This is a genomic window from Streptomyces sp. NPDC047869, assembly GCF_040704065.1.
Taxonomy (GTDB): Bacteria; Actinomycetota; Actinomycetes; order Streptomycetales; family Streptomycetaceae; genus Streptomyces.
Window position 1 is genome coordinate 335133 of record NZ_JBEYRK010000004.1, and the last position, 26561, is coordinate 361693.

Consider the following 26561-nt stretch of genomic DNA (forward strand, 5'->3'; position numbering starts at 1 on the left):
CCTAACATAGCTGAGGCTTACCTCAGCGATACACACCCGGGTCGTGATTCGGCTCTCACGGAAAGATCACAGACACGGCTTGATCTCGGCGTCTCAAAGGGGACGCCAGCGCAAGGTAAAGGGGAGGTCAAGGGATGATTCAATCTTCTCGTGACTGACTACGACGTGCTCCGCGTCTTCTGCGGACCCGACGGCGGCTACGGCAACGAGCTGGGCGTCGTCCGGGACGGATCGGTGCTGCCCGAGCGGGACGACCGGCAGGCGCTGGCCGCCAAACTCGGCTTCAGCGAGACCGTGTTCGTGGACGACCCCGAGCGCGGGGTGATCGACATCTACACGCCCACCCTGCGCCTGCCCTTCGCCGGTCACCCCTGTGTCGGCACGGCCTGGCTGCTGGACGTGCCCGAGCTGGTCACGCCCGCCGGGCTGGTGGGCGTCCGGCTGGACGGCGAGTTCAGCTGGATCGAGGCCCGCGCGGAGTGGGCCCCGCCGCGCACCCTGCGCCAGTACGGCACCGCCGCCGAGGTCGACGCCCTGGACGTGCCGCCGCCCGGCGAGTGGACTTATGCCTGGGCCTGGGAGGACGAGGCGGCCGGTCGGGTCCGGGCCCGCGCCTTCCCCGGTCGAATCGATGAGCGCGGCGGGAGCCGCTCCGGTGGAGCCGGTGCTTGCACCGGGGGCATCGACGAGGACGAGGCGACGGGGGCTGCGGCGCTGCTGCTCACCGAGCGGCTGGGCCGGGCCCTGAACATCACCCAGGGCAGGGGCTCCCAGATCCTCACCGCGCCCCAGCCGCACGGCTGGGTGGAGGTCGGCGGCCGGGTCTTCCTCGAGCGTTAGCCGTTCGCGCCGGGCGCCGGGCGCCGGGCGCCGCTCGTCACGCGCTCTGCGCGAACTCCTCGCCCAGGGCCTGGAAGACGGCGGTGTTGAGGGCGAACGCCCGCTTGCACTCCGACACGATGCGCTGCCGCTCCAGCTCGTCCGCGTCGACCGCGTCCAGGCGTTCCCGGTAACTCCGCTTGAACGCGGCCGGGTTGGAGATGTCCTCGAAGACGTAGAAGCGGACGCCGTCGCCCTTGCGCGCGAACCCCCAGGTCCGCTCCGCCCGGTCCCGGATGATCTGGCCGCCGGACAGGTCGCCCAGGTAGCGGGTGTAGTGGTGGGCGACGTAGCCGCCGGGCCAGCGCTCGGCGCACTCCCGGACCCGGTCCGCGTACGCCTCGGTCGCGGGCAGGGCGGACACCTCCGAGCGCCAGCGCGGGCCGCGCAGATGCGCCAGGTCCCGCTCCAGCGCCGGCAGCCGCAGCAGCTCGGGCCGGATGAAGGGCCCGGCCACCGGATCCGCCGCCAGCCGCCCGGCCGCGCCCTCCAGTGCCTCGTAGACGAACCACAGTTGCTCGGTGTAGCGCGCGTACGCGGCCACTCCCAGCCGCCCGCCGAGCAGGTCGCTCATGAACGACGAGGTCTCCGCCGCCACGTGCTGCTGGTGCGACGCGGTGCGGATGACGGTCGAGAACGACTCCATGGACTCTCCCCGGACTCGGGCACGCGGCGGTTTGCCGACCTGCTGTCGGCAAGTTTACCGACAGGGTGTCGGAAAAACACCGGCGGGCGAGCGGGCAGGCAGGGGCGGGCGGCAGAAAGCCCGCCCTCACCGGGTGGGGGCGGGCCTCCAGGCGATCCGGGCGGCCGGGATCAGGGCAGGGTCAGGATGTCCGCGCCCGTCTCGGTCACCACCAGCGTGTGCTCGAACTGCGCCGTCCGCCTGCGGTCCTTGGTCACGACGGTCCAGCCGTCGTCCCACATCTCGTACTCGTACGTCCCCAGCGTCAGCATCGGCTCGATGGTGAAGGTCATGCCGGGACGCATGACCGTCGTCGCGTGCGGGCTGTCGTAGTGCGGGATGATCAGGCCGGAGTGGAACGACGAGCTGATGCCGTGCCCGGTGAAGTCCCGCACCACTCCGTAGCCGAAGCGCTTGGCGTAGGACTCGATGACCCGCCCGATGACGTTGATCTGCCGGCCCGGCCTGACCGCCTTGATCGCGCGGTTCAGGGACTCCCGGGTCCGCTCCACCAGCAGCCGCGACTCCTCGTCCACGTCCCCGACGAGATAGGTGGCGTTGTTGTCGCCGTGCACCCCACCGATGTACGCGGTCACGTCCAGGTTGACGATGTCGCCGTCGTTCAGGACCGTCGTGTCCGGGATGCCGTGGCAGATGACCTCGTTGACGCTGGTGCACAGCGACTTGGGGAAGCCGCGGTAGCCGAGGGTCGAGGGGTAGGCGCCGTGGTCGCACATGTACTCGTGGGCGACCTTGTCCAGCCGGTCGGTGGTGACGCCGGGCGCGATGAGCTTCGCGGCCTCCTCCATCGCCTGCGCGGCGATGCGGCCGGCGAGGCGCATCGCCTCGACGGTCTCGGGTGTCTGCACCTCCGGACCGGTGTACGGCGCCGGCGCGGGCTTGCCGACGTACTCGGGGCGGCGGATGTTTCCGGGTACCGAACGGGTGGGGGAGATCTCCCCTGGTACGAGCAGCGACTGGCCAGACATGCAAGCGAGTCTATCCAGCGGCCATGGGGGAATATGAGCGTGGCGAGAGGAGCTGTCCATGGCCTTGTTCAAGAAGCGCACCGCCGGCAAGCCGGGTGAGTGGTACTACTGCCTGGAGCACAAGAAGGTCGAGGAGGGCCCGGACTGCCCGGGCAAGGACCGCTTCGGGCCGTACGCCAGCCCGCAGGAGGCGCAGCGCGCGATGGAGATCGCGCAGGAGCGCAACCTCGAATGGGAGACCGACCCCCGCTGGCACGACGCCTCGGCGGGCGGCCGGGACACCGACGAGGACTGACTCACACCGGCGCGGACGCGGTTGCGGCCCGCTGCTCGCGCAGCCGCACCGCGTGCTCGCTGGTCCGGGCGTCGTAGGTCATCAGCCCCGGCAGGCACAGGGCCAGCAGCCCCATCGCGCCCACGCACAGCACCCCGCCCGACCACACGGACGCCCGGACGCCCGCCCATGCCGCGACGCCGCCGGAGCGGACCTGCCCGAGCTGCGGGCCCACCGAGTACGACAGCAGCTCGATGCCGGCGAGCCGGCCGCGCAGCCCGTCGGGGATCGTCTGGTTCCACATCGCGCCCCGGAAGACGCCGCTGACCATGTCGCAGCCGCCCGCGACGGTCAGGAGCAGCAGCACAAGCCAGACCTCGTGGACCACTCCGGCGGCCGCGACCGCCAGGCCCCAAAGGGCCGCCGACAGCACCACCATCCGGCCGTGCCGGTGCACCCGTGAGGTCCAGCCGCTGGTCAGGCTGACCAGCAGCGCGCCCAGCGGGAAGGCCGCGTACATCAGACCGAGCGCCCACTCGGCGTGCAGTTCGTCGGCGAGGAACGGCAGTACGGCGAGCGGCATGGCGAGGAACATCGCCGCGAGGTCGACCGCGTAGGTGCCGAGGAGTTCCTTGCGGCTCCACGCGTAGCGGGCACCCTCCGCGATGGCCCGCAGGTCCGGCCTCGCCGCCTCGTGCGAGGCGGGGGAGGGGGTGAGACGGGCGACGAACAGCAGCGACACGGCGAACGTCAGCAGGTCGGCGGCGTACGCCCAGCCCAGGCCCGCGTAGGCGACGACCACGCCCGCGACCGCCGGTCCGGCCACTCCGCCGACCGTCCAGCGCAGCGAGTTCAGGGAGGCGGCGGCCGGCAGGTGCTCGTGGGCGACGATCCGGGGGAGCAGCGAGTCCAGGGCCGGGCGCTGGACGGAGACGAGCGCGGAGGAGAGGGCGGCGATCAGGTAGAGCGGCCACACGGCGGGGTGCGGCAGGAGCGCGTCGGCCAGCAGGGCCGCGCTGAGCAGGCCCTGGCCGGCCTCCGTCCACACGATCAGCCGGCGCTTGTCCAGGGCGTCGGCGAGCGCGCCGCCGTACAGGCCGAAGACGATCAGCGGCACCAGTTCCACGGCGCCGATCGCGCCGACGGCCGCCGCCGAGCCGGTGAGCTCCTTGAGCTGGACCGGGAGCGCCACGAACGTCAGGAAGCTGCCGAAGTTGCTGATCAGGCCGGAGGCCCAGAGCCTGCGGAAGTCGGCGGAGGCCTTCCAGGGGGCGAGATCGGGGAGGAGTGCTTTGGACACCCGGGCATGTTGCGCCGGGCCGGACCGGCGGGCAACCGGTTTTCCGCGGGCCCGGTCCGCCTCACCAGGGGGCGGCGGGCGGCGCCGTCAGGATGTCCGCCAGCCGGGACAGCCGGTCCCGGAATCCGCCCCGGACCCGCGGCGAGCTGTTCTCGCCGGCCGCCGCGCTGACCAGGTGCTGCACGCTGTCCAGGTCCAGCTCCGCGCCCTCGGGCACGGCCAGCGTGTCGTGGGCCATCGCGGCCAGCTCGCCGCCGCCCGCGCCGAGCGCCAGCACCGTCACCCCGGCCCGGCGGGCCCCGTGCACCCGCTCCAGCAGCTCAGCGGGCTCCTCGGGGGCGACGACGAGCAGGGTCTCGCCCCGCCGCGCCGCCTCGATCCGGCCGGGCCCGACGGCCAGGTGAGGGGGGTCGGCGGGGCGCGCGTGGTGCCGTACCAGGGTGGGCGCCAGCTCGGGCGTGCCCGACCAGGCGGCCTCGTCGACCAGGTGCGCGGCCAGGTGCCAGGGCTCGTACTCGGGCGTGCCCACCAGCAGCAGCCCGCCCCCGTGCGACACCACCGACCCGCGCAGCACCCCCGCGAACCGCCGGGTGGCTCCCAGCCACTCGGTCCCGGCCAGCACTTCGCGCAGCAATGCGACACGTACGGCGTCCATGCGGCCGCATCCTGCCGCAACCGTTCGCCCGTGGCCCGGAGTTCACGCCGAATTCGCCCGACCCGGGGACAGCACGGCCGGCGCCCCTTCCGTTGCTCACCCGACCGGGTGCCGGCGCCCCCGCGGACGTAGAGTCGGCCCATGACCTCTACCGACAGCGCACAGACTCCCGCCAAGGCCCCCGCGAAGGACCCCTGGGACCTGCCCGACGTATCCGGGCTGGTCGTCGGCGTGCTCGGCGGCACCGGCCCGCAGGGCAAGGGCCTCGCCCGCCGGCTCGCCATGGCCGGCCAGAAGGTGATCATCGGCTCGCGGGCCGCCGAGCGCGCGCGGGCCGCCGCCGAGGAGCTGGGGGACGGCGTCGAGGGCGCCGACAACGCCGAGACCGCGCGCCGCAGCGACATCGTGATCGTCGCCGTGCCCTGGGAGGGCCATGGCAAGACCCTGGAGTCGCTGCGCGCGGAGCTGGCGGGCAAGCTCGTCGTGGACTGCGTCAACCCGCTCGGCTTCGACAAGAAGGGCGCCTACGCCCTGAAGCCCGAGGAGGGCAGCGCCGCCGAGCAGGCCGCCGCGCTGCTGCCGGACTCCCGGGTCACCGCTGCCTTCCACCACCTGTCGGCCGTGCTGCTCCTGGACCCCGAGGTCGAGCGGATCGACACCGATGTGATGGTGCTCGGCGAGGACCGGGCCGACGTGGAGACGGTGCAGGCGCTGGCCGGCCGCATTCCCGGCATGCGCGGCGTCTTCGCCGGGCGGCTGCGCAACGCCCACCAGGTGGAGTCCCTGGTGGCCAACCTGATCTCCGTCAACCGCCGGTACAAGGCGCACGCGGGGCTCCGCATCACCGACGTGTGAGCCGTACCGGGCGATGGGGGACACTGGTCGGCGAGTATCGAGCAGTGTCCCCCGACAGGAGCCCAGCCCCATGCCCCGCATCGCCCTCTGCACCCTGATCGTCTGCGTCCTCGCCGTCGCCGCCGCGGTCGTCTCCTTCGTCCAGGGCAGCTGGCTGGGGATCGTCTGGGTGCTCCTCGCGGGCCTGGCGTCCAACATGACCTGGTACTACGTCAAGCGCGGCCGGGACGCCGCGGGGCAGGGCAAGTCGGTCACGGGCTGATCGTGCACACCTCCGGGGTCTCGCGCCAGAAGCGGTAGAGCTCGTGGCCGCACGCCTGGGAGAAGTCGTCGACACCCAGGCCGCGCAGGATCGCGTCGATGGCGTCGAAGAACGCGATGTTCACCGACGGCACCCACAGCAGCGCGAACACGAACAGCAGCCCGAACGGCGCGAACGGCTCCACCTGCCGCTTCACGCCGTACGACAGCCACGGCTCGATCACGCCGTAGCCGTCCAGGCCCGGCACCGGCAGGAAGTTCAGGATCGCCGCCGTCACCTGGAGCAGGGCGAGGAACGCCAGCGCGTACCGGAAGTCACCGGGCACGCCGTCCAGGGCGTGCAGCCAGAACGGCGCCGTGCACACCGCGGCGAACAGCACGTTCGTCAGCGGGCCGGCCGCCGAGATCAGGCTGTGCCGCCAGCGGCCCCGGATCCGGCCGCGCTCGATGAACACCGCGCCGCCCGGCAGACCGATCCCGCCCATGATCACGAACACCACGGGCAGCACGATGCTCAGCAGCGCGTGCGTGTACTTCAGCGGGTTGAGGGTGAGATAGCCCTTCTCGCCCACCGAGATGTCCCCGGAATGCAGCGCGGTGCGGGCGTGCGCGTACTCGTGCAGGCACAGGGAGACGATCCAGGCCGCCGTCACGAACAGGAACACCGCGACACCCGGCTGCTCGGCGAAGCCGGTCCAGGTGGCCCAGCCGGTCACCGCCGTCACGGCCAGGATGCCGACGAAGACGGGACTGACACGGCGGTCGCCGCGGCTGGTGGTGGCGGTGGTCATGGGCGGCTCCTGTAGGCGGGGCGGTCGGGAAGGCCGACCGTACCGGGCGGCGGACACGCCGGGAAAACGCTTAGCGGTGGCCGTCCGGTTCCTGGAGGGTGGGGGAATGGCACTGAAGACGGTGTTCTACGAGGAATGGCAGATGGGCTGCTGCGGTGAGCCCTTCTCGGTGGGCGACGAGATCGGCTGGCCGCTGGTCGCCCTCGACGAGCGGCGGCCGCCGGAGGGAGACTGGCACGGCGCCGAGGCCTGGGTGGAGAACCACGCGGACGCCACGCACCCCGTCACCGGCCGGGTCCGCGCCATCTACCTGGTGCACCAGGAGTTCACGGTCGACCTGGACCTGCGCGACCTCCAGCGCGTGTCACCGCCGTACGGGAAGGTGACGCTCCTGGCCTCGGGACACTCCCTGGAACCGGTGCCCGGCTCGGTGACGCGCGAGCCCGTTGACCACTGCCCGAAGTGGTTCGCGGAGGAGGACTACGCACCGCCGCAGGGCCCGCACCGCGTCCGCCGGGTCCTCGGCGCCCTCGTCACCCTTGAGGTGCCGGACGGCACGCCGCACAAACCCGGTGACCGGCACTGACCGCTGCGGAGAGAATGGACCCGTGCGCTATCGCCTCCTCGGAACCACCCAGGCCCACCGCCCCGACGGCACACCCGTCCCGGTCGGCGGAGCGCGGCTGCGCGCCCTGCTCAGCGTGCTCGCGCTACGGGCCGGCCGGACCGTCCCGGCGGGCGTCCTGGTGGACGAGGTGTGGGGCGCCGACCCGCCCGCCGACGCGGCCGGCGCGCTCCAGGCGCTGATCGGCCGGCTGCGCAGGGCACTCGGCGCCGACGCCGTGACCTCCGCCGAGGGCGGCTACCGGCTCGTCGCCGCCCCCGACGACGTCGACCTCACCCGCTTCGACCGGCTCACCGGTGAGGGGCTCGCCGCGCTGGCCGACGGAGATCCGGCCAAGGCCGCCGTCGTCCTGGACGACGCGCTCGCCCTGTGGCACGGCCCCGCCCTCGCCGACCTGCCGGATCGCACCGCCGAGGCGGCCCGCTGGGAGACCCGCCGCCTGGACGCCCTGCGCGCCCGGCACACCGCCGCCCTCGCCCTCGGTCACGCCGAGCGGTCGCTGCCCGAGCTGGCCGCGCTGTGCGACAGCCACCCCCTGGACGAGCCGCTGCAGGCGCTGCGGCTGCGGGCGCTCAGGGACCTCGGCCGCCCCGCCCAGGCGCTGGCCGCCTACGACGACGTACGCCAACTGCTCGCCGACCGGCTCGGCTCCGACCCGGGGCCCGAACTGCGCGCGCTGCACAGCGAGCTGCTGCTCACCGACACCACCCGTACCGCACCTGCCGCGCCGGCTGCCGCGGAGCCCCGCCCCACGTCGCCCGCCGCCGTCCTCGGCAACCTGCCGGCCCGGCTCACCTCCTTCGTCGGCCGCGAGCCGGACATCGCGGCCATCGGCGCCGACCTCGGCGCCGCCCGGCTGGTCACCCTGCTCGGGCCCGGCGGGGCCGGCAAGACCCGGCTGTCCCAGGAGGCCGCCGAATCGGTACGGCACACCGCCCGGGACGGGGTGTGGCTGGCGGAACTCGCGCCCGTGGACGACCCGGACGCCGTACCGCAGGCCGTGCTGACCGCGATCGGCGCCCGCGAGACCGTGCTGCACGGCGCCGGCGCCGAGAGCATGCGGGCCGTCGCGGACCGGCACGACGACCCCGTCGAGCGGCTGGTGGAGCACTGCGCCCGGCGCCGGATGCTGATCGTCCTGGACAACTGCGAGCACGTCGTCGAGGCCGCCGCCCAGCTCGCCGAGCGCCTGCTGGCGCACTGCCCGCAGCTGACCCTGCTCGCCACCAGCCGGGAACCGCTCGGCGTGCCGGGGGAACTCGTGCGCCCCGTGGAGCCGCTGCCCGAGCCCGTCGCGCTGCGGCTGCTCGCCGACCGGGGCGCGGCGGCCCGGCCCGGATTCCGCGTCGAGGACGACCCCGAGGCGTGCGCCGAGATCTGCCGGCGGCTCGACGGACTGCCCCTCGCCATCGAGCTGGCGGCCGCCCGGCTGCGCATGCTGACGCCCCGTCAGATAGCCGACCGGCTGGACGACCGCTTCCGGCTGCTCACCAGCGGCAGCCGCACTGTGCTGCCCCGCCAGCAGACCCTGCGCGCCGTCGTGGACTGGTCCTGGGACCTGCTCGACACGGACGAACGCGAAGTCCTCAGCCGGCTGTCGGTGTTCGCGGGCGGCTGCGACCTGGCCGCCGCCGAGGCCGTCTGCGGTCCGGTCGCCCTGGACGCGCTCGGCTCCCTGGTCGACAAGTCCCTCGTGGTGGCCGCCCCCTCGGCCGACGGCCAGATGCGCTACCGCCTGCTGGAGACCGTCGCCGAGTACGCGACCGAACGGCTGGACGAGACCGGCCGCCGCACCGAGGCCGAACGCGCCCATCTGGTCTACTACCGCGAACTCGCGCGCACCACCGACCCGTTGCTGCGCGGACCCGGACAGCGCGCCGCCGTCGACCGGCTCCAGCTCGAGTACGAGAACGTGCGCACCGCCCTGCGGCACGCCATCGCCGGCCGGGACGAGCAGGAGGCGCTCTGCATCATCCACGGCCTGGTCTGGTACTGGCAGATGCGCGATCTGCGTGTCGAGGCCCGCAACCTGTGCCACGAGGTCATGGCGCTGGGCCCCGACCCGTTCGAGGAGCCCGTGCGCCGTGCCGCCCCGGTGTGGCAGCGCTGCACGGACGTCCCGCCCCCCTACACCGGCGAACTGCTCGACGAGGCCCGGCGCGGGCTGCACCTGTCCCATCTGGCCTGCATGGACACGGAACTGGACACCTGGCAGACCCCCGCGGCGCAGGCGAAACTGCGCGCCATCACCCGGGTCTACGAACCAGGGATGCCCCAGACCTGCCGCGCCCCGGGCATGCTCTGGTTCTTCGCCGAGCTGCTGACCAGCGGCGTCGACCGGCTGCTCGTCATCCTCGACTCCTGCGTCCGCACCTGCCGGGACACCCCCGGATTCGAGTGGGAGCTGGCCGGCACCCTGCAGATGCGCGCCAACATCCTCGCCAACCGCACCGAGTGGGCGGGCGACGCCATGCGCGACGCCGACGAGGCGCTGGAGATCTTCGAGCGCCTCGGGGACGCCTGGGGCGCCGCCGAGGCGCTCTCCGCACGCGGCGAGTCACGCGAGCGCAAGGGCGAGTACGAGGCGGCCGCCGCCGACTTCCGGGCGGCCGTCGCGCACGCCGAGCGCCTCGGCGCCCGCGCCCAGTCATGGGTGCTCACCATCCGCCTGGGCGCCGTGCTGCTGGAGACGGGCGAGCCGGAGCAGGGCGAGCGCCTGCTGCGCGAGGTCATCGAGCGCACGGACGGCAGCAACAGCGAGGCGCTGCCCATGGCGCGCCTCTTCCTGTCCGCCCGGCTCTGCCTGACCGGCCGGGTCGCGGAGGCACGCGAACAACTGCGGCTGCTGCGCGAGGGCTTCGGGATCGCGCACTTCGTCGTCTTCGACGCCCTCATCCTCGGCCAGGAGGCCTGGGTGGACATCGTCGACGGCCGTGTCGACGACGCCATGGACAAGATCCGGCAGGCGCTGGCCCGGGCCTGCGACCCGCTGTCCCTGGCCATCGTCCCGCATCTGCAGCCGCTGTACCTGACCATCGCCGCGGCCGCCCTGGCCCAGGTCGACGGCGGCGGTCACGCCGCCGACGCCGCCCGCTGCCTGGGCGCCGCCCACGCGCTGCTGCCCCCGGGCCACGTCGCGGCGACCGTCGAGCGGGCGACGCGCGAGCACGCCGAGGGGGCCGTCCTCGCCGTGCTGGACCGGGCGGCGTTCGACGCCGCGTACGCCGAAGGCGGTGGCCTCTCCCTCGCGGAGGCCACCGCCCTGGTGTGACATCGCCCGACGTCAGCTCTTGGTGCGGAACTTGTGGATGGCGACCGGGGCCATCACCGCGGTGAGCCCCACCGACCAGATCAGCGTCACCCACAGGTCGTGCGCGACCGGGCCGCCCTCCATCAGGCCGCGCGCGGTGTCGGCCAGCGCGGAGAGCGGGTTGTAGTCGGTGAAGTTCCGCAGCCAGCCCGGCATCGACGCGGTCGGCGCGAAGATCGAGGAGCCGAACTGCAGCGGCATCAGTACCAGGAAGCCCATCGCCTGCACGGACTGCGCGTTCTTCATCACCACGCCGAGCGTGAGGAACACCCACATCAGCGCCGAGCCGAACACCACGGACAGGCCCACGGAGGCCAGCAGGCCGTCCCAGTGGTGGACGTCGTAGCCGACGAGGACGGCGACCAGCATCAGCACCGCGGTCGCGAACAGCATCCGCATCAGCTCCACCGCGATCTTGGCGAAGAGGACGGAGCCGCGGCCGATGGGCAGGGACCGGAAGCGGTCCATGACACCGGAGTTGAAGTCCTGGTTGAAGCCGGTGCCCACACCCTGGGCCATGTTCATGCCCATCATGGCCATCAGGCCCGGCACGACGTACTGGACGTACTGGTCCTGGCCGCCGCCCAGGGACTTGCCGATCGAGCCGCCGAAGACGTACACGAACAGCAGGGTGAAGATCACCGGGAACAGAATGGCGTCGAACATCGACTCCGGGTCCTGCCGGATCCACAGCAGGTTGCGGCGGACGAGCGCGCCGGTGTGCCGCAGATGCGCGCGGACCGAGATGGGGGTGTCGCCCTTGAGCTGGGCGGGCGGGGCCGCGGTGTCCGAAGCGGTGGCGCGGGGCGCCTCGTCCAGGGTGGCGGTGGGAGACGGGTGGGCGCTCATGCGGCGGCCTCCTCGAGGGAGTCGGCGGGCGTGGTGTCCTGCGGGGCACTGGCGCGGTGGCCGGTGAGGGAGAGGAACACCTCGTCCAGGCTGGGGAGTTCGGTGGTGATGGAGGAGATGGTGATGCCGCGCGCGGTGACCGCGCCGACCACCGCGGTGAGCTGCTCGTCGCTGAGGATCGGCACCAGCAGCGTGCCGGTCTCGCTGTCCACGGTGGTGGACGCGAGGCCGGTGATGCCCAGCTCGTCCAGCATGTCGGCCAGCGGCCGCAGTTGCAGCGGGTCCAGTGGACGCACCCGCAGCGAGCGCCCGCCGACCCGGGCCTTCAGCTCCTCGATGCCGCCCTTAGCGATGACCTTCCCGCGGTCCACGACGGTCAGCTCGGAGGCGAGCTGCTCGGCCTCCTCCATGTACTGGGTGGTCAGCAGCACGGTGACCCCGTCCCCGACCATGGCCTTGACCTCGTCCCACACCTCGTTGCGGGTGCGCGGGTCCAGCCCGGTGGTCGGCTCGTCCAGGTAGAGCACGGCCGGCCGGCCGATCATCGAGGCGGCGAGGTCCAGCCGCCGCCGCATACCGCCGGAGTAGGTGCCGGCGGGCCGCCGCGCGGCCTCCGTCAGCGAGAACCGCTCCAGCAGCTCGTCGGCCCGGGCCCGGGCGTCCTTGCGGGGCAGGTCCAGCAGCCGCCCGATCAGGTACAGGTTCTCCCAGCCCGGGAGCTTCTCGTCCACGGAGGCGTACTGCCCGGTGAGCCCGATCACCCGCCGCAGTTGCCGGGGCTGCCGTACGACGTCGTAGCCGGCCACGACGGCCTCTCCGGCGTCCGGCGTGATCAGGGTGGACAGGATCCGTACGAGGGTGGTCTTCCCGGCGCCGTTCGGCCCGAGGACCCCCATCACGGTGCCCGGCCGGACGTCCAGGTCGACCCCGTCGAGCGCCTTGGTCTCGCCGTAGTGCTTGACCAGTCCCCGTACGGTCACGGCGGAGCGCCCGCCGGCGGGGTTGTCATCGATTCGCGTCATGGGCAAGACAGTGACAGCCCCCACCGACAAACCACCGACAGCGGACCTACAGGTGCCGACAGCCGGACGACAGGTGCCGGCACGGGCGCCGGCATGTCACACGCGGGCGCGCCGGCCGCGGCGGCCCGGCGCCGTCGGCGCGTGAGCCGGCGCGGAACGGGGAGCGGCCCCGTCGACGGGGGAGATCGACGGGGCCGCCGTGGTGCCGGATCGGCTCTGGTGGACGGATTCGTCAGTGGACGGAGTGCTCCTCCAGCGGGAACGTCCCGCCGACGACGTCCTCGGCGAAGGCCTTCGCCGCGTTGCCCATGACCTCACGCAGGTCCGCGTACTTCTTGACGAACTTCGGCACCCGGCCGGACGTGAGACCGAGCATGTCGGTCCACACCAGCACCTGTGCGTCCGTCTCAGGTCCGGCACCGATGCCGACGGTGGGGATCTGCAGCACCCGCGTCACCTCGGCCGCCAGCTCGGCCGGGACCAGCTCCAGGACGACCGCGAACGCGCCCGCGTCCTGCACCGCCTTCGCGTCCCGCAGCAGCTGTGCCGCCGCCTCCTCGCCGCGCCCTTGCACGCGGTAGCCCATCGCGTTGACGGACTGCGGGGTCAGCCCGATGTGGGCCATGACCGGGATGCCGGACTCCACCAGCAGCCGGATCTGCTCGTGCGAGCGCTCGCCGCCCTCCAGCTTCACCGCGCCGACCCCGGCCTCCTTCACCAGCCGGGTCGCCGAGCGCAGTGCCTGCACCGGGCCCTCCTGGTAGGAGCCGAACGGCAGGTCGGCGACGATCAGGGCGCGCTGGGTGCCGCGTACGACGGCCGCCGACAGCACGGCCATCTCGTCGAGGGTGACGGGCACGGTGGTCTCGTACCCGAGGTGACAGTTGCCCGCCGAGTCGCCGACGAGCATCACCGGGATGCCGGCCTCGTCGAACACGGACGCGGTCATCGCGTCGTAGGCGGTGAGCATGGGCCACTTCTCGCCGCGTTCCTTGGCGAGGGCGATGTCGCGGACGGTGATGCGGCGGGTGCCCTTCCCCCCGTACAGCGCCTTGCTGCCGTCGGAAGGCTTGGTGTGGGCAGCCGAAAGCTGCGTCATGGCAACGGCTCCTTCGGTCATCTCGAGGCGCCCTGACGGCGTCCCCGGATCGCCTCCATGGTGGCACTTGGTGCCGCCGAGGGCCAGGGGAGCCCCCTGTGATCCATTCGGACGGCGCCGCAGGCGTGGAACGGAAGATCCGGTGTGTAAGACCTCGGTAAAGAAATAAGATACGAGACGGTTCCGTATTGGAATGGCCCTAGGCTCGAACACATGACAACTTCCGTCCCTGCCTCCCGGATACCGGAAGCGGTGCACCGGCGCCGCTGGGCGATCCTCGGCGTGCTGATGCTGAGCCTGCTCATCGTGGTGCTCGACAACTCGATCCTGAACGTCGCCATCAAGACCATCTCGACCCCGGCGCCCACCGGCCTCGGCGCCACCCAGAGTGAGATCGAGTGGGCGATCAACAGCTACACCCTGGTCTTCGCGGGCCTGCTGTTCACCGCCGGCCTCATCGGTGACCGGCTGGGCCGCAAGAAGGTGCTGCTCGGCGGTCTCGTCGTGTTCGGCATCGGCTCGGCCCTGGCCGCCGAGTCCGGCTCCCCGGACCAACTCATCGCCTACCGCGCCCTGATGGCCCTCGGTGCCGCGTTCGTGATGCCGGCCACCCTCGCCGTACTGATGAACGTCTTCGAGCGCGAGGAGCAGCCCAAGGCCATCGGCATCTGGGCCGGCGGCGTCGGTCTCGGCATCGCCATCGGCCCGATCACCGGCGGCGCGCTGCTCGACCACTTCTGGTGGGGCTCGGTCTTCCTCATCAACGTGCCGATCGTGATCCTCGCGGTCGCTCTGATGGTGTGGCTGGTGCCCGACTCCCGCGACCCGAAGCCCGGCCGCCTCGACCCGGTCGGCGTGGTCCTGTCGGTCGTCGGCCTGGTGCTGCTCGTCTACGGCATCATCAAGGGCGGCGAGCTGGCCGACTTCACCGACGCCAAGGTGCTGGCGACGATCATCGCCGGACTCGTCGTGCTCGCCGGCTTCGTGATCTTCGAGAAGCGCAGCGACCACCCGTCGCTCGACGTCACCTACTTCAAGAACAAGGTCTTCTCGGCCGCCATGGCCGCCATCGCGCTGGTCTTCTTCGCGCTGATGGGCGTCACGTTCTTCTCGGTCTTCTACATGCAGAGCGTGCGCGGCTACTCGCCGCTGGAGTCCGGCGTGATGATGCTGCCGCTGGCCGCCTCGCAGATGATCTTCGCGCCGCGGGCCCGGCTGGTCGTCGACCGGTTCGGCAACAAGGCCACCACCACCGCCGGTCTGGTGCTGATCGCGGCGACCCTGGCCGCGTTCGCCACCTTCGAGGCCGACACGCCGGTCTGGCTGCTGGAGGTCATCTTCTTCCTCATGGGCACCGGCATGGCGCACATCATGACGCCGACCTCGGTCGTCATCATGCAGGCCCTGCCCCGCGAGAAGGCCGGCTCCGCCTCCGCGCTCAGCAACACCTTCCGCCAGGTCGGCGGCGCCCTCGGTATCGCCGTTCTCGGCTCGGTGCTCTCCGCCGCCTACCGCAACGGCGTCGAGGGCAAGCTGAACGTGCTGCCGCCCGCCCTGCGGGACACGGCCGGCGAGTCCATCGAGGCCACCCTCGGCATCGCCGAGAAGCTCGGCCCGCGCGGCCAGGCCCTGGTCACCCCCGCCAACGACGCCTTCCTGCACGCCATGCACGTCACCGCCCTGTGCGGTACGGGTGTCGCGCTCATCGGCGCCGTGGTGGTGGCCCTGTTCCTGCCGGGCAGGCCGCCGGCCGGTCAGCGGGGCGAGCGGGAGCCCGACTTGGTGGCGGCCTCGGACTGACCGGACACAAGAGGGACAGCGGTTCCACGGGGGAGGAGGCGGCTGCGGGACAATTCCCGCAGCACAGTGGAAGGACGGACGACGTGAGCCTTGCCGACAGCCGGCCGCGACCGGACGGACCCGCACGGGGCCGCCCGCGCAGCGAGGCCGTGGAACGCGCCATCCTCGAGGGAGTGATGAAGCTCCTGGAGGAGGGCGTTCCCCTCGCCGAACTCTCCATCGAGCGCGTCGCGCGCACGGCCGGGGTCGGCAAGGCCACGATCTACCGCCGCTGGAGCGGCAAGGAGGAACTGTTCGTCGACGTCATCCGCGCCGCCGAACCCCCCGACCCCGAACTCCCCGGCACCTCCATGCGCGACGACCTCGTCGTGCTGGTGGAGGCACTGCGCCGACGGGGCCTCGTCAGCCGCTCCTCGGCGATCCTGCACAACGTGTACGCGCAGATGAAGTCCAGCCCCAGGATCTGGGGGGCGTACCACGCGAGCGTCATAGCGCCCCGGCGCGTGCTGGTCATGGACGTGCTGCGCCGCGGGCAGGAGAGCGGCGAACTCCGGCCGGACATCGACCTGGAGCTGGCCAACGACATGTTCGTCGGCCCCATGCTGGTCCGCTCCGTCATGCGCCCCGACGCCGATCTGCCCGAAGGGCTGTCGGAGCGGATCGTGGACACGGTGCTGGCGGGCCTACGCCCCGTCAGTCCCGCGGTTCCACCGGTCTAATGTGCGCGTTTCGTCACAGACATCGCCCGTACGGGGGGTAACCGGAACCCCCGGCGCCGCCTCGTTCGTCCTCGTCTTCCGTACGGCCGTCATGGGACGGCGGGAACGAGCCGATCATCCCCTAGGGTCGACAGCAGCGCGGGGGAACGACGGCGTGCACGGCAGGCAGTGAGGCAGACGGTATGGCGCAGCAGGCGTATATGACGGAGACGGACAACGGCGGCTCGGGGCCCGAGCGACCGGGATCCCGGCTTCGGCGCCTGACGCACCGGCTCGTCGCCGGCTGGCGCGGCGACCCGCGCATCTGGCGGCGGGGCATCGTGCTCGCCGTACTCGCACTGCTGATCGCCATGGTGATGCTGGTGCACTCGCGCATCCCCAACCGGGTGGGCAACCTGGGCAGCCTCACCGAAACCTTCCTGCCCTGGCTGGGGCTGGCCATCCCGGTGCTGCTGGTCCTCGGCCTGGTCCGCAGGTCGGCGACCGCCCTGATCGCGGTGCTGGTCCCGGCGGTCGTGTGGCTGAACCTCTTCGGCGGCCTCGTCTTCGACAAGGCGGGCGGGGGCGGCGACCTCACGGTGGCCACCCACAACGTCAACGCCGACAACCCCGACCCGGCCGCGACCGCCCGGAACGTCGCCTCCTCGGGCGCGGACCTGCTGGCCCTGGAGGAGCTGCCCGCCTCCGCCGTCCCGGTGTACGAGAAGGCGCTGGCGGCTACGTACAGGTACCACGCGGTCGTCGGCACGGTCGGCCTGTGGAGCAAGTACCCGATGAGCGGCGTCGAAGCCGTCGACATCAAGCTCGGCTGGCAGCGCGCCATGCACGCCACGGTGACGACCCCCGAGGGCCCGCTCGCCGTCTACGTCGCCCACCTCCCCTCGGTGCGGGTCAAGGTGGAGGCCGGGTTCACCGCACGCCAGCGGGACAAGAGCGCCGACGCGCTCGGCGAGGCCATCGCCGACGAGACGCTGAAGCGGGTGGTCGTGCTCGGCGACCTCAACGGCACCATGAACGACCGCGCGCTCAACGCCGTCACCTCCCAGCTGCGCTCCACCCAGGGGGCGGCGGGCAGCGGCTTCGGGTTCAGCTGGCCGGCGTCGTTCCCGATGGCGCGGATCGACCAGATCCTGGTCAAGGGCGTCCAGCCGGAGAGCTCCTGGACCCTGCCGCGCACCGACAGCGACCACCTGCCGATCGCCGCCCGTGTGAAGCTCGACACGTCCGCGTAACCGGCCGGAATACCGGGCCCGGGAGACTTTGTTCCGCGCGGGAACATATGCTGCGACGGAACTCCGCTCTCCCTTCGAAAGGCACAGGCCCTTCATGCCCCTGGCCCTGCTCGCACTGGCCGTCGGCGCTTTCGGTATCGGCACCACCGAGTTCGTGATGATGGGGCTGCTCCCCGACGTCGCGGACGACCTGCGCATCTCCATCCCCGCCGCCGGGCACCTGGTGTCGGCGTACGCGCTGGGTGTGGTCATCGGCGCGCCGCTGCTGGCCGCCGTGACCGCGCGCATGTCCCGGCGCACGGTCCTCATCGCCCTGATGGCCCTCTTCGTGGCGGGCAACGCGCTCTCGGCCCTCGCCCCCGGCAACGACGCCCTGCTGGCCGCCCGCTTCCTCAGCGGCCTGCCGCACGGCGCGTTCTTCGGCGTCGGCGCGGTGGTCGCCATGAACCTGGTGGCGCCGGAGCGCAAGGCCCGCTCGGTGTCCCTGATGTTCCTCGGCCTGACCGTCGCCAACATCGCGGGCGTCCCCGCCGCCACGCTCATGGGCCAGCATCTGGGCTGGCGGGCCACCTTCCTCGGCGTGAGCGCGATCGGCCTGGCGGCGATAGCGTCGCTGGCCCTGCTGATCCCGCACGACCGGGCCACCGCCCCCACCACCGGCCTGCGCGGCGAACTGGCCGCGCTGCGCTCGGTGCCGGTCTGGCTGGCCCTGGGCACCACGGTGGCGGGCTTCGGCGCCCTCTTCTCCGCCTACAGCTACATCACCCCGATGCTCACGGACGCGGCGGGCTTCGCCGAGACGAATGTGACGCTGCTGCTGGCGCTGTTCGGCGTCGGCGCGACGGCCGGCAACCTCCTCGGCGGCCGCCTCGCGGACCACTCCCTGCGCGGCACCCTGTTCAGCGGCCTCACCTCCCTGGCGGTGGTGCTGCTGCTGTTCCCGGTCCTCATGCGGGCGGAGTGGAGCGCGGCCCTGTCCGTCGCCCTCCTCGGCATGGCGGCGTTCGTCACCGGCTCGCCCCTGCAGCTCATGGTCATGGAAAAGGCGGCCGCGGCCCCCTCCCTCGCCTCCTCCGCCAACCAGGCGGCCTTCAACCTGGCCAACGCCGGCGGCGCCTGGATCGGCGGCCTCGCCCTGGCGGCGGGCTTCGGCGTGACGTCGCCCGCGTTGGCGGGGGCGGCGCTGGCTGTACTGGGCCTGGGCGTCGCGGGCGTGGCCTACGCGGTCGACCGCCGCCACGAGGCCGCCCACGAGGGCCGCGTGGTCGCGGCGCACGTGCCTGAGCAGGCGGAAGCGCTGCGCCGCTGAGCTGCGGCTGCGCCTTCCGGCCCGCAACGCCCGGCTCTCACGCGCACACCGGATACCCGCCGCCCTGGTGCGGCCGACGGCGTGCCGGAGACCGGGAGCGGCCGGACGGCATCGGGAGGCCCCCTGACGAAGGAGGCCTCCCGGCCAGTTTCAGCGCGTTCCCCGCATGGGGCCGAACCATGAAGGATCGTCCATCGCGCCCTCGTCCTCATGCCACTGCGGAGGCGCCGAGACGATGAAGCTCCTCAGGCCGCCACCCAGCAGGAACAGACGCCCGGGCTTGACTTCCACCCCGTGGTCGAGGCCGACCTTCACGCATTCCTCGTCGTCGGCCCGGCGGATGACCAAGCCGTCGTAGCCGGGACGGAGAAGCATGAGGTCGACGTTGGCGAAGTGGATGTCGATCCGGGTCTCCGGTGGCCTGTCCCGGCTGCTGCGGAGGAGCAGCCTGCGATGACCGACGGCGTACTGCCAGACCTTGAAGTACCTGTCGGACCGGAACACCTCGGAACCGGTGAACTCCGGCGTCACCTCACCCATTCAGTGCGTCCCAGTTCGGTTCGGGTATGTTCACTACTTTGCCTTCCTTGCTGTAGAACGTGATATTGCGCCATTCGAAGTTGCCCATCTGTATCTGGAGACCGATCTGGCCCATTTCCCACTGAGTGGCCGCCCAGTCTCCCGAGCGCCAGGCCTTGTAGGCGAGCGCGAATTGCTCAGCCGGTGTATCTCCGTCGAAACCCTTCAGGCTGACCGCGACCTTGCCGTTGTTGCGCAGGACGTTCGACACCTCGGTCATCCACAGGGCGATCGGCTTCCCGTTGGACCTGCCGACCACTTCCCTGAAGGCATCGCCGTTGAAGGTGTATCCCCCCTGGATCTCCTTGGCCAGTGCTTCCGAGTGCTCGCCGATTCCGAGCACCATGGTTCCGGTCGGGCACGCACGCGCGGTGGCGGCGAAGCCGGTTCCGGCGAACCCGGTGCCGGTGCACCACTTCCGCGCCTTACCGAGAGCCTCGAGCGCCTTGGCGCCGATCCCGGCGATGGCTTCGTCGGACAGGGGGAGCGCGCGAAGGGCTTTCCACGCGTCGGTGAAGCCGATGCCGGTCTTGGCGGCCGCGTCGAGCGCCTTGACGGCACGCGCGATCGGGGTGAGCAGTCCTTCGACCGGAACGTATGTGGCGAGGCTCCAGGCGCAGGCGGTCTTGTCGCCGTGCCAGCAGTCCATCAGGTCTTCGGCGAAGAAGGAGAACAGGATCGATCCGGCGACATCACCGAAGATGTTCTGCCACCCGGCGCGGACGATGTCCTTGCCGGAGAAATGGTGCGTCCAGCCGTCGATCTCGATGTTCTTCAGCGTCGCCCGCTTGAGGAACTGCCACGCGGCCTTCGGGCATCCGTCGGCCGTGGCCTCGGCCTGGTCGTCGGTGCACAGGTAGAAGTCGGCCTCGTAGGTGACGACCAGGTCGTACTTCGCGTTGCAGCCCTGGAAGGCTGCCTCCGGCATCGGCGGGCAGGTGCCGATCTGCTTGGAGCGGACGATCTCGACGGTGGACTCGTCCGGAACGGCGAACACACCGGGAATGCCCGTGCCGGATCCCTGTGAGCGTTCCTTGTCGGCCTGTGCCTTCTCCGCCCGGTCGGCGGCGGCCTGGGCCTCCTCTGCGTACTTGGCGGCGTCCTTCGCCGCCTCCTCGGCCTCGGTCGCCGCCGCGTCGGCGCGGTCGGCCGCCGCGCGGGCGTCCTTGGCGTCCTGTTCGGCCCGGGTCGCCGCGGAGCGGGCCGCCGCGGCGTCGAGTTCGGCGGCGTCGGCGGAGTCGCGGGCGTCCTTGGCGTAGCCCTCGGCCTTTCCGGCGGCCTTGTCGGCGGCCGCGGCGTCCTCCGTCGCCTGTTTGTCGTACTCGATGGTGCGGGCCAGTGAGGCGGAGGCGGCGGCCGCGGCCTTGGCCGCGTCGGCGGCGTAGCCGAGGGCCTGCTTGGAGTAGGTGCGGGCGTCGGACGCGTACTGGGCGGCGTTCGCCGCGTGCTGGTAGGCCTCCTTGGCGTCGCCCTTGGCCTGGTCGGCGATGTCCTTGGCGGCGGCGGCCTCCGCTTGCGCGTTCTTGGCGTGCGCGTCGGCGACGGCCTGCTGCTGGTCGGCGATGGTCTTCGACGCCTGCCCGGTCAGGACGACCAGTCCGGCGGCCGAGTCGGTGTCGACGTAGGGAGAGCCGAGCTGGACGGCGTCGTTGGCGGGCTGGGCGACCTGCTGGGCCGCCTTGCCGGCGTCGACGGCGGCCTGCGCGGTGATGTGGGCGAATCCGGCGGCCTTGGCGGAGGCGGCCAGCGCCTTGCCGGCCTCCTTGTCGGCGGCGTCGGCCTGGGTCTTGGCGTCCTTGGCGTGCTGTTCGGCCTCGTCGGCGAGCTTGACGGCGGTCTTTGCCTCGGCGGCGGCGTCCTGGGAGGCCTTGATGGCGTCGGCCACCGCGCTGGTCGCGGTCCTGACGGCCGCGTCCGCCTTCAGCTTGGCCGCCTGGGCGGCGTCGGCGTCGGAACGGGCGCGCTTGGCGGCCGCTTCGGCGCGGGTGGCCGCGGCGTCGGCGTCGGCTGCCGCCTTGGTGGCCGCGTCGGCCTCGGAGCGCGCCTTGGTCGCGGCGGCTTCGGCGTCGTCGGCGGCCTTGTCGGCGTCGTTGGCCGCGGCGCGGGCCGCGTCGGCGGCGGCGCCGGAGTCCAGGGAGTCGGCGTAGGCGTCCTTGGCGTCGGCCTTGGCGCGGGCCGCGTCGGCCTTCTGCTCGGCGTCCCAGGCGTCGTCGCGCATGTCCTTGGCGTGGTCGCTCGCCTCGACCGCGTCGTCCCGTTTGCCCTCGGCGCTCTTCTCGGCGGCCTCGGCCCTGTCCTTGGCGTCCTTCGCCTTCGTCGCCTGCGTCTCGGCGTTCTTGCGGTGTTCGGCTGCCTCGGCCCGTTTGGCGCCGGCGTTCTCCTTCTCCGCCTTGGCCGTCTTCTCCTCGGCCTCGGCGGCGAGCCGCTTGGCGTGGGCGTCGGCGGCGGCCGCCTTGGCGTCGCCCTCGGCCTTCACCGCGACCGCGAGCTTGGCCTCGGCCGTCTCCTTGTCCTTCTTGGCGTTGTCCCGGTGGATCTTCGCCGCGTCGGCCGCGGCCTTCGCCTGCCACTCGGCCGCCTTCGCGGCCTCCTTGCGGAACTCCGCCTTCGACTGAGCGGCCTGCGCCAGCGCACGCTGCGTGATGGTCTCGCTGTCCCCGGCGGAGGCACGGGTGGCCGCCTCGGCGGTCTCACCGGCCTTCACCATCGCCTGCAGCGCGGCGACCGAACCCTTGGTCACCTGGTCCTTCTGCTGCCCGACGAGCAGACCACGGCCCCGCGGCGCGCCGTTGGCGTCCGCGATGCCGTAGGCGGTCTGCATCGCGGTGTCCGACGCGGTCGCGGCCTTCTGCGCGGACGCCAACTGCGCCTTCACGACACCGAGCTGCTTCTTCGCCTCCGACTGCGCGCCCGTGACGGCCGCCTTGGCCTTGTCCACGTCGGCCTTCGACGGAGCGGAGCCGGTGTGGGTCTTGGGGACGATCTTGAACTTCTGCGCGGTGGAGCCGTTGCACGTCGACAGCACGGCGTCCTTGCTGTTGTCGAACGTCGGCAGGTGCAGGCACTTGCCGGTCGCCGCGTTGCGCAGCGGCCCGGCGCTGCGCACGTCGAACGTCCACTGCTGGGCCTTACTGCTCCCGCAGTCCCGGATCTGGATCTTCGTGCCGTCGGCACTGCTGCCGTTCAGCACCTCCAGGCACTTGAAGGAGTTCGGATTGACCAGGGTGTAGCCGTCGGGGTAGGAGCCCATCAGCTGCCACTTCTGGGAGGCTCCGCCGTTGCAGGTGTAGATCTGGACCGGGGTGCCGTTGTCCTTCTTCGCGCCCTGGACGTCGAGGCACTTGCCCGCCGCGCCCGGCACCTGGATCTCCAGCTGGCCGTCGCCGATCCAGCTGATGCCGCCCTCGGTGTTGTGGTCCAGCCAGCGGGTGGCGTAGTCGGCGATCCACGACTGGCCCAGCATCTTGCCCAGGGCGAAGGCGCCCTCCTGCAGGGCCTTCGTGCTGGTGGCGCCGGCGGCCAGGATCTGCTGCCGCTGCGTGGCCTGCGACGCGATCTCCTGCTGCCACTCGGCCGATGCCTGTGCCACCTCCTTGCCGAGGACCCGGTCGGGGTCGATCGGGTCGTGCCACGCGCACGCGGCGAACCGGGCCTTCAGGTCCTCGACCGCGACGCGGAACTCCGGGGTGTCCGGCTCCGGGGCCGTGCGGGCGAAGCCGCCCGAGGACAGGAAGATGCGGGCGTCGTCGGCGAACACCCTGGGAACGAAGAGCTGGTTGGGCTCGATCTTGCCCGAGTTCTTCTTCCACAGGGCCCATGCCTGCTGCTCGGCCGGCGTTCCCCCGGTGGTGTACAGCGGGTCACCGATCGCGAGCGCGGCGGCCTTCGTACGGTCGTCGGCGGTCGGCGAGGGCTCGTAGAACGGGGAGAACAGGTCGACCGACTTGAAGTACGACTGGTACAGCCACGGAAGCAGCCCGACCTGGTCGAAGATCTTGTCCTGCCCCTGCGGTGCGCCGGGGTAGGAGTCCAGACCGCTGACGGAGCCGCGCCACGCCTGCTTCTGCTCGTCCACCTTCTTGACCCACTGGTCGCTGGCGGTCGCGTCGGCGTTGTACGCCTGGTGCAGCGGGGTGCCGGTGTCGTAGAGGTCCCGGTCGAGCTTCTGGTGGAGCTGGTCGGGCGGCAGTCCGACGGAGTTCTGAGCGAGGGCGAACATGTTGGGTCCGCCCTTGCGCAGGGCGTCGACGGCGACACACTGATCGCCGCGCAGCTGTTCGGCCGCCTTGGTGTCGTAGCCGTCGTAGGAGTCCCCGACCGGGGCCGTGTCGTCCCGGCCCGGGAGGCCGGCGAGGTCGGGCCGGACGGTGAGCCCGGCGATGACCGCGGCGGCGGTCACCAGCAGGATGATGCGGGCAACCAGCCCGGAGCGTCCGGGTCTTGGTATGAGAAACCCGGTTAATTTGGCACGCAAGGAGCAGCCCTTTCTTCTTCAGGGGGCACGAGACGAACGGTCGGCCGCGGAGCCGGGCGGCTCTGAGCGCACGGGCCCCTGAGGAAGACTCAGGTACGGCGGTACCTGGCTGTGATGTCGCGCATGGAAGGCCGCTGTGACGGCATACCGATGCGATCCCTCCCCGTGAGCGACGACGTTCCCCCGGTCGCTGGTCATGGTGTGCGCGGGCGCGGACTGGTCAGGTCCCGCCGGTGCGCGGCGACACCTTAGACACATCCGGACAGCCTCGTACAGGTGTTCACCTTCTGATGGGGCGAGCCGGTGGCGCGATTCTTTCCGCTGGTCGGCTTTTCCGGGAGAGATCGGCAGCGCTTGTCCACTGCGGAGTACCTGTGTGCTTCCTGTGTAACTCCTGTGGGCATGGCTGACTGGTGAAGTGCGGGCGCCGGTCAGAGATGGCCGAAGTTCGCCCCCCGGACCGGTGGCGGCGCGGTGAGGCGCTCGAAAACCGGTGGAGCGGTACCGCCGGCTGTCACTAACGTGCCCACTGACCGAGTCGTCTGAGCAAGGACGTGCCGTTGTACACCGTGTGAGACCCCCCGAGTGCTGATCGGTCGCGCGTCGCGCATCCGCGCCGCGCTGCTTTCTGCTGCGGACTTCTCACTGAAGACGGTGTACTTCTGTGCTCAATAGCTGGGTGGTCATGCCCACCTGCCTGCCGCTGGTTCTCCGGCGCTGCCACGCCTGCGCGTCCGAACGCTTCCGGACGAGCGGCAAGTTCCGGGTCAACGCGAACCACAAGCTCATCGATGTCTGGCTCCTCGCGCTCTGCACCACCTGCGGGGAGACGACGAAACTCACGGTCCTGGAGCGGGCGAGCGTGCGCTCCGTACGGCCTGAACTGCTGGACCGAGCCCACGACAACGACCCCGTCCTGGCGGCCGAGTTGCTCCAGGACCCGGTCGTGCGGCGACGCAATCGCATCGCCCTCGACTGGGACAACGCCTGGCGTCTCGACACCGGCGGCTCGGATCACCTGGACCGCGAGGTGATCGACGTCTCGGTCCGCTTCGCCGCGCCGATCCCCGTCCGGCCGGTGCGGCTGATCGCCGAGGGCTGCGGCCTCTCACGGGCAGAGGTGGAGAGGCTGGTCGTGGCGGGGAAGGTCGTCTCGGCGGTCCGGCTGAACGGCAGGCTCTCCGGCGACTTCACCTTCACGCTCAAGCGCTGAGCCCTCCTCGGGCCCAAGGGCCTGTCCGGCGGGACCCGCCGGACAGGCCACTGCGCACGAGCGGCGCCGCGTGACAGTACCGATGCACGGACGTGATGTCCTCCTGGCAGGGTGATCCCGGTGGACATACGAGAGGGCGTCGAGTGCCGCACCGAGACGGGACGGAGCAGGGCTGCCGCCCCGGCCGGGCTGCTGCGGGCGGCCGTCGGGCCACTCCTTCTCCTGGTCGCGGTGCTGGCCGGCCTCGCGGGCTGCGCGCCCTCTTCCGGGCCCGAACTCGTCGTGCCACCGGTGTTCTACGTCTCGCGCGATCCCCACAGCACCGATCAGCTGCACGTCGAGGAGAAGGGGGCAGCCCGCGTCACGGTCACCTTCGACGCCAGGGACCTGGAGGGCGTCGCGGTCATCAGGACGGCGATGGACGTCTGTCCGGTCCGTCCGCCGGTCTTCCGCTGCGAGGGACAGGACGACGCCTCCCGGACGGGGGTCCGCCAGTACTTCCGGCTGAGCCCCGCGCGAGGCGCCGAGGCGGGTGACTCGGCGGTGCTGCGCTACCGGGTGGCCTCGCCCGGCCGGCCCGCCGTCACCGGAAGCTCCCGCATCGTGGTCGGCAGGCCGGAGCTGGTGGTCGACGCGCACCCCGACCGGCACGACGTCGAGCCTGGCGGCACCCTGGCCGTCTCACTGACCCTGCGCAACACCGGTGACGTACCCGCCCGCGGTGTCGCGCTCTTCATGAACACGCGGGACGGCCTGGCGCCGGCCGAGAAGCACAGCAACTGCCGTTACCGCGATGCCACATCGACGTGGTGCCGCCTCCCGGCCGCCGATGTCGTCATCCCCCCTGGCGCGTCCTACCGCCTCGGTGCGCGGGAAGTCCTCAGGGCCGGCCGTGACGCCACCCACCCCACTGTCTCGTTCCAGGCCGCCGCCCTCGGCACCGACTACGTACCCCCCGACGAGCCGGCGTCGCAGTACAGCCCGGGCGACGGAGCCGCGCTCCGTCTGGTGCCCGCCGAGGACCGGGGCGCGGGTGCCGGCGAAAGCTCGGCGGAACTGAAGGTGTCGGTGCGCAACGAGAGCGACCTGGCCGCCGTCGCCGGCACCGCCAGGGGACCCGTCGGCAGCCGTGCCACGGTACGCGTCGGCGTGCGCAACGACGGCCCCGGCGCGCTGCCCGCCCCGGTGCGGGTCGAGTTCACGGTGCCGTCGGGCACCACCGTCGTGTCCGCCCCCTACGAGTTCGAGCGGGACGAGGAACTGATCGACCAGGAGTGCCGCGCTCTCGCCCCGGACGGTACGCCCCTGGCCGCTCCGTCCGCGAAACAGCCGAGGGCACGTCGCTACGTGTGCACGGCGAGTACCGCGGCGGTGGGAGCCACGACGACCTTCCCCTTCACCCTCCGCATCGACGAGGACGGCCCCCACCACGGGGGACGGGTCACCGTCTCCGGCGTCGCGGCCGGGCGCGCCGGCCATGACACCAAGACCGCCAACGACACCGCCCAGGTGGCCGTGTCGGTCTGGCCCGGCCCCTCCTGGGCCACTCCCGGCCACTACGTGGCGGCGGCGATCGTCCTCGCGGTACTCCTCCTCGCCGCGGCCCTGGGCAGGTGGCGCCGGAAGCGCTCGCGCTGACCC

The 26561-nt window shown here is 72.0% G+C and carries 22 protein-coding genes; 12 read left to right on the forward strand and 10 right to left on the reverse strand.

Going from position 1 to position 26561, the window contains the following annotated elements:
* Positions 1 to 150 precede the first annotated feature (150 nt).
* Positions 151 to 840 carry a PhzF family phenazine biosynthesis protein gene (locus AB0924_RS08415; RefSeq protein ID WP_358927118.1) on the forward strand — a complete coding sequence of 230 codons (690 nt, stop codon included), beginning with the start codon at positions 151 to 153 and terminating at the stop codon, positions 838 to 840.
* Between the two features lie 37 nt (positions 841 to 877).
* Here AB0924_RS08415 and AB0924_RS08420 read toward each other — a convergent pair whose 3' ends face one another.
* Both AB0924_RS08420 and map read right to left on the reverse strand, forming a co-directional pair.
* The gene (locus AB0924_RS08420; protein WP_366910980.1) at positions 878 to 1525 is read right to left on the reverse strand and encodes a biliverdin-producing heme oxygenase; all 648 of its coding nucleotides are present in this window, start codon (positions 1523 to 1525) and stop codon (positions 878 to 880) included.
* A gap of 170 nt (positions 1526 to 1695) precedes the next feature.
* Positions 1696 to 2553: a type I methionyl aminopeptidase gene (gene map, locus AB0924_RS08425; protein ID WP_366910981.1), complete on the reverse strand. Its 858-nt coding sequence runs from the start codon at positions 2551 to 2553 to the stop codon at positions 1696 to 1698.
* A 58-nt stretch (positions 2554 to 2611) separates the two neighbouring features.
* On the opposite strand from map, the gene AB0924_RS08430 reads away from it, so the two are divergent.
* Complete coding sequence (locus AB0924_RS08430) at positions 2612 to 2848, forward strand: hypothetical protein (RefSeq protein WP_358927115.1); 237 nt, start codon at positions 2612 to 2614, stop codon at positions 2846 to 2848.
* A gap of 1 nt (position 2849) precedes the next feature.
* Here AB0924_RS08430 and AB0924_RS08435 read toward each other — a convergent pair whose 3' ends face one another.
* Together AB0924_RS08435 and AB0924_RS08440 are read right to left on the reverse strand one after the other, a co-directional pair.
* Positions 2850 to 4127 carry an MFS transporter gene (locus tag AB0924_RS08435; protein WP_366910982.1) on the reverse strand — a complete coding sequence of 426 codons (1278 nt, stop codon included), beginning with the start codon at positions 4125 to 4127 and terminating at the stop codon, positions 2850 to 2852.
* Positions 4128 to 4188: 61 nt separating this feature from the next.
* On the reverse strand, positions 4189 to 4782 hold the full coding sequence (locus AB0924_RS08440) for a hypothetical protein (RefSeq protein ID WP_366910983.1): 594 nt from the start codon (positions 4780 to 4782) through the stop codon (positions 4189 to 4191).
* A gap of 141 nt (positions 4783 to 4923) precedes the next feature.
* Here AB0924_RS08440 and npdG point away from each other — a divergent pair, with 141 nt between their 5' ends.
* Both npdG and AB0924_RS08450 read left to right on the forward strand, forming a co-directional pair.
* Positions 4924 to 5637, forward strand: coding sequence for an NADPH-dependent F420 reductase (gene npdG, locus AB0924_RS08445; RefSeq protein WP_366910984.1), 714 nt, complete (start codon positions 4924 to 4926; stop codon positions 5635 to 5637).
* Between the two features lie 13 nt (positions 5638 to 5650).
* Entirely contained in the window at positions 5651 to 5899 is a 249-nt protein-coding gene (locus tag AB0924_RS08450) for a hypothetical protein (RefSeq protein ID WP_366910985.1), read from the forward strand.
* Here the strand turns inward: AB0924_RS08450 and AB0924_RS08455 are convergent.
* Positions 5889 to 6689, reverse strand: a complete 801-nt coding sequence (locus tag AB0924_RS08455) for a site-2 protease family protein (protein ID WP_358927111.1) — start codon at positions 6687 to 6689, stop codon at positions 5889 to 5891. The two genes, AB0924_RS08450 and AB0924_RS08455, sit on opposite strands and share 11 nt — an antisense overlap.
* Positions 6690 to 6795: 106 nt before the next feature.
* Here AB0924_RS08455 and AB0924_RS08460 point away from each other — a divergent pair, with 106 nt between their 5' ends.
* Positions 6796 to 7275 carry a DUF6578 domain-containing protein gene (locus AB0924_RS08460; RefSeq protein WP_366910986.1) on the forward strand — a complete coding sequence of 160 codons (480 nt, stop codon included), beginning with the start codon at positions 6796 to 6798 and terminating at the stop codon, positions 7273 to 7275.
* 22 nt (positions 7276 to 7297) lie between these two features.
* On the forward strand, positions 7298 to 10585 hold the full coding sequence (locus AB0924_RS08465; protein ID WP_366910987.1) for a BTAD domain-containing putative transcriptional regulator: 3288 nt from the start codon (positions 7298 to 7300) through the stop codon (positions 10583 to 10585).
* Positions 10586 to 10597: 12 nt separating this feature from the next.
* Here the strand turns inward: AB0924_RS08465 and AB0924_RS08470 are convergent, their stop codons facing one another.
* The 3 genes from AB0924_RS08470 to panB all read right to left on the reverse strand — a co-directional run bounded on the left by AB0924_RS08470 (position 10598) and on the right by panB (position 13594).
* On the reverse strand, positions 10598 to 11473 hold the full coding sequence (locus tag AB0924_RS08470; protein ID WP_358927108.1) for an ABC transporter permease: 876 nt from the start codon (positions 11471 to 11473) through the stop codon (positions 10598 to 10600).
* The gene (locus AB0924_RS08475) at positions 11470 to 12495 is read right to left on the reverse strand and encodes an ATP-binding cassette domain-containing protein (RefSeq protein WP_358927107.1); all 1026 of its coding nucleotides are present in this window, start codon (positions 12493 to 12495) and stop codon (positions 11470 to 11472) included. Before AB0924_RS08475 ends, AB0924_RS08470 begins: the two co-directional genes overlap by 4 nt.
* 232 nt (positions 12496 to 12727) lie before the next feature.
* Positions 12728 to 13594: a 3-methyl-2-oxobutanoate hydroxymethyltransferase gene (panB, locus tag AB0924_RS08480; RefSeq protein ID WP_358927106.1), complete on the reverse strand. Its 867-nt coding sequence runs from the start codon at positions 13592 to 13594 to the stop codon at positions 12728 to 12730.
* A 213-nt stretch (positions 13595 to 13807) separates the two neighbouring features.
* Between panB and AB0924_RS08485 the strand changes: the two genes are divergently transcribed.
* From AB0924_RS08485 to AB0924_RS08500, 4 genes are all read left to right on the forward strand, one after another.
* Complete coding sequence (locus AB0924_RS08485; protein WP_366910988.1) at positions 13808 to 15394, forward strand: MFS transporter; 1587 nt, start codon at positions 13808 to 13810, stop codon at positions 15392 to 15394.
* Between the two features lie 83 nt (positions 15395 to 15477).
* On the forward strand, positions 15478 to 16113 hold the full coding sequence (locus tag AB0924_RS08490) for a TetR/AcrR family transcriptional regulator (protein WP_358927104.1): 636 nt from the start codon (positions 15478 to 15480) through the stop codon (positions 16111 to 16113).
* Positions 16114 to 16295: 182 nt separating this feature from the next.
* Positions 16296 to 17345 carry an endonuclease/exonuclease/phosphatase family protein gene (locus AB0924_RS08495; RefSeq protein WP_358927103.1) on the forward strand — a complete coding sequence of 350 codons (1050 nt, stop codon included), beginning with the start codon at positions 16296 to 16298 and terminating at the stop codon, positions 17343 to 17345.
* Positions 17346 to 17439: 94 nt separating this feature from the next.
* Complete coding sequence (locus tag AB0924_RS08500) at positions 17440 to 18654, forward strand: MFS transporter (protein WP_366910989.1); 1215 nt, start codon at positions 17440 to 17442, stop codon at positions 18652 to 18654.
* 150 nt (positions 18655 to 18804) lie between these two features.
* Here AB0924_RS08500 and AB0924_RS08505 read toward each other — a convergent pair whose 3' ends face one another.
* The gene (locus AB0924_RS08505) at positions 18805 to 19194 is read right to left on the reverse strand and encodes a hypothetical protein (RefSeq protein ID WP_358927101.1); all 390 of its coding nucleotides are present in this window, start codon (positions 19192 to 19194) and stop codon (positions 18805 to 18807) included.
* Positions 19187 to 23632: a ricin-type beta-trefoil lectin domain protein gene (locus AB0924_RS08510; protein WP_366910990.1), complete on the reverse strand. Its 4446-nt coding sequence runs from the start codon at positions 23630 to 23632 to the stop codon at positions 19187 to 19189. The genes AB0924_RS08505 and AB0924_RS08510 overlap by 8 nt, the downstream gene beginning before the upstream one ends.
* Before the next feature lie 739 nt (positions 23633 to 24371).
* On the opposite strand from AB0924_RS08510, the gene AB0924_RS08515 reads away from it, so the two are divergent.
* Complete coding sequence (locus AB0924_RS08515; protein ID WP_358927099.1) at positions 24372 to 24920, forward strand: DUF1062 domain-containing protein; 549 nt, start codon at positions 24372 to 24374, stop codon at positions 24918 to 24920.
* Between the two features lie 120 nt (positions 24921 to 25040).
* Positions 25041 to 26558: a hypothetical protein gene (locus tag AB0924_RS08520; protein ID WP_366910991.1), complete on the forward strand. Its 1518-nt coding sequence runs from the start codon at positions 25041 to 25043 to the stop codon at positions 26556 to 26558.
* Positions 26559 to 26561: the final 3 nt, after the last annotated feature.

Coding starts and splice junctions, on each gene's coding strand:
- AB0924_RS08450 (WP_366910985.1), top strand. CDS start 5,651: ATGGGGGACACTGGTCGGCGAGTATCGAGCAGTGTCCCCCGACAGGAG.
- map (WP_366910981.1), bottom strand. CDS start 2,553: ATGTCTGGCCAGTCGCTGCTCGTACCAGGGGAGATCTCCCCCACCCGT.
- AB0924_RS08500 (WP_366910989.1), top strand. CDS start 17,440: ATGCCCCTGGCCCTGCTCGCACTGGCCGTCGGCGCTTTCGGTATCGGC.
- AB0924_RS08470 (WP_358927108.1), bottom strand. CDS start 11,473: ATGAGCGCCCACCCGTCTCCCACCGCCACCCTGGACGAGGCGCCCCGC.
- AB0924_RS08505 (WP_358927101.1), bottom strand. CDS start 19,194: ATGGGTGAGGTGACGCCGGAGTTCACCGGTTCCGAGGTGTTCCGGTCC.
- AB0924_RS08495 (WP_358927103.1), top strand. CDS start 16,296: ATGGCGCAGCAGGCGTATATGACGGAGACGGACAACGGCGGCTCGGGG.
- AB0924_RS08430 (WP_358927115.1), top strand. CDS start 2,612: ATGGCCTTGTTCAAGAAGCGCACCGCCGGCAAGCCGGGTGAGTGGTAC.
- AB0924_RS08440 (WP_366910983.1), bottom strand. CDS start 4,782: ATGGACGCCGTACGTGTCGCATTGCTGCGCGAAGTGCTGGCCGGGACC.
- panB (WP_358927106.1), bottom strand. CDS start 13,594: ATGACGCAGCTTTCGGCTGCCCACACCAAGCCTTCCGACGGCAGCAAG.
- AB0924_RS08420 (WP_366910980.1), bottom strand. CDS start 1,525: ATGGAGTCGTTCTCGACCGTCATCCGCACCGCGTCGCACCAGCAGCAC.
- AB0924_RS08455 (WP_358927111.1), bottom strand. CDS start 6,689: ATGACCACCGCCACCACCAGCCGCGGCGACCGCCGTGTCAGTCCCGTC.
- npdG (WP_366910984.1), top strand. CDS start 4,924: ATGACCTCTACCGACAGCGCACAGACTCCCGCCAAGGCCCCCGCGAAG.
- AB0924_RS08475 (WP_358927107.1), bottom strand. CDS start 12,495: ATGACGCGAATCGATGACAACCCCGCCGGCGGGCGCTCCGCCGTGACC.
- AB0924_RS08485 (WP_366910988.1), top strand. CDS start 13,808: ATGACAACTTCCGTCCCTGCCTCCCGGATACCGGAAGCGGTGCACCGG.
- AB0924_RS08460 (WP_366910986.1), top strand. CDS start 6,796: ATGGCACTGAAGACGGTGTTCTACGAGGAATGGCAGATGGGCTGCTGC.